The sequence below is a fragment of the Klebsiella sp. EMBS2024 genome, assembly GCF_036233805.1.
Taxonomy (GTDB): domain Bacteria; phylum Pseudomonadota; class Gammaproteobacteria; order Enterobacterales; family Enterobacteriaceae; genus Klebsiella; species Klebsiella pneumoniae.
Window position 1 is genome coordinate 4,802,343 of record NZ_JAZARW010000001.1, and the last position, 1,551, is coordinate 4,803,893.

General features: G+C 52.6%; 1 rRNA gene (cut by a window edge). It reads left to right on the forward strand.

The window, feature by feature from the left end:
• Positions 1-1,551, forward strand: a 23S ribosomal RNA gene (locus tag VZP09_RS24915) (it continues 1,230 nt past the right edge of the window).

Sequence of the window (1,551 nt, forward strand, 5' to 3'; positions counted from 1 at the left end):
GGGAAACCCAGTGCAATTCGTTGCACTATCGTTAACTGAATACATAGGTTAACGAGGCGAACCGGGGGAACTGAAACATCTAAGTACCCCGAGGAAAAGAAATCAACCGAGATTCCCCCAGTAGCGGCGAGCGAACGGGGAGCAGCCCAGAGTCTGAATCAGCTTGTGTGTTAGTGGAACGGTCTGGAAAGTCCGACGGTACAGGGTGATAGTCCCGTACACCAAAATGCACAGGTTGTGAACTCGAAGAGTAGGGCGGGACACGTGGTATCCTGTCTGAATATGGGGGGACCATCCTCCAAGGCTAAATACTCCTGACTGACCGATAGTGAACCAGTACCGTGAGGGAAAGGCGAAAAGAACCCCGGCGAGGGGAGTGAAAAAGAACCTGAAACCGTGTACGTACAAGCAGTGGGAGCACCTTCGGGTGTGACTGCGTACCTTTTGTATAATGGGTCAGCGACTTATATTCTGTAGCAAGGTTAACCGTATAGGGGAGCCGCAGGGAAACCGAGTCTTAACTGGGCGTTAAGTTGCAGGGTATAGACCCGAAACCCGGTGATCTAGCCATGGGCAGGTTGAAGGTTGGGTAACACTAACTGGAGGACCGAACCGACTAATGTTGAAAAATTAGCGGATGACTTGTGGCTGGGGGTGAAAGGCCAATCAAACCGGGAGATAGCTGGTTCTCCCCGAAAGCTATTTAGGTAGCGCCTCGTGAACTCATCTTCGGGGGTAGAGCACTGTTTCGGCTAGGGGGTCATCCCGACTTACCAACCCGATGCAAACTACGAATACCGAAGAATGTTATCACGGGAGACACACGGCGGGTGCTAACGTCCGTCGTGAAGAGGGAAACAACCCAGACCGCCAGCTAAGGTCCCAAAGTCATGGTTAAGTGGGAAACGATGTGGGAAGGCACAGACAGCCAGGATGTTGGCTTAGAAGCAGCCATCATTTAAAGAAAGCGTAATAGCTCACTGGTCGAGTCGGCCTGCGCGGAAGATGTAACGGGGCTAAACCATGCACCGAAGCTGCGGCAGCGACACTATGTGTTGTTGGGTAGGGGAGCGTTCTGTAAGCCTGCGAAGGTGACCTGTGAGGGTTGCTGGAGGTATCAGAAGTGCGAATGCTGACATAAGTAACGATAAAGCGGGTGAAAAGCCCGCTCGCCGGAAGACCAAGGGTTCCTGTCCAACGTTAATCGGGGCAGGGTGAGTCGACCCCTAAGGCGAGGCCGAAAGGCGTAGTCGATGGGAAACAGGTTAATATTCCTGTACTTGGTGTTACTGCGAAGGGGGGACGGAGAAGGCTATGTTAGCCGGGCGACGGTTGTCCCGGTTTAAGCATGTAGGCTGATTNTCCAGGCAAATCCGGATAATCAAGGCTGAGGTGTGATGACGAGGNACTACGGTGCTGAAGTAACAAATGCCCTGCTTCCAGGAAAAGCCTCTAAGCATCAGGTAACATTAAATCGTACCCCAAACCGACACAGGTGGTCAGGTAGAGAATACCAAGGCGCTTGAGAGAACTCGGGTGAAGGAACTAGGC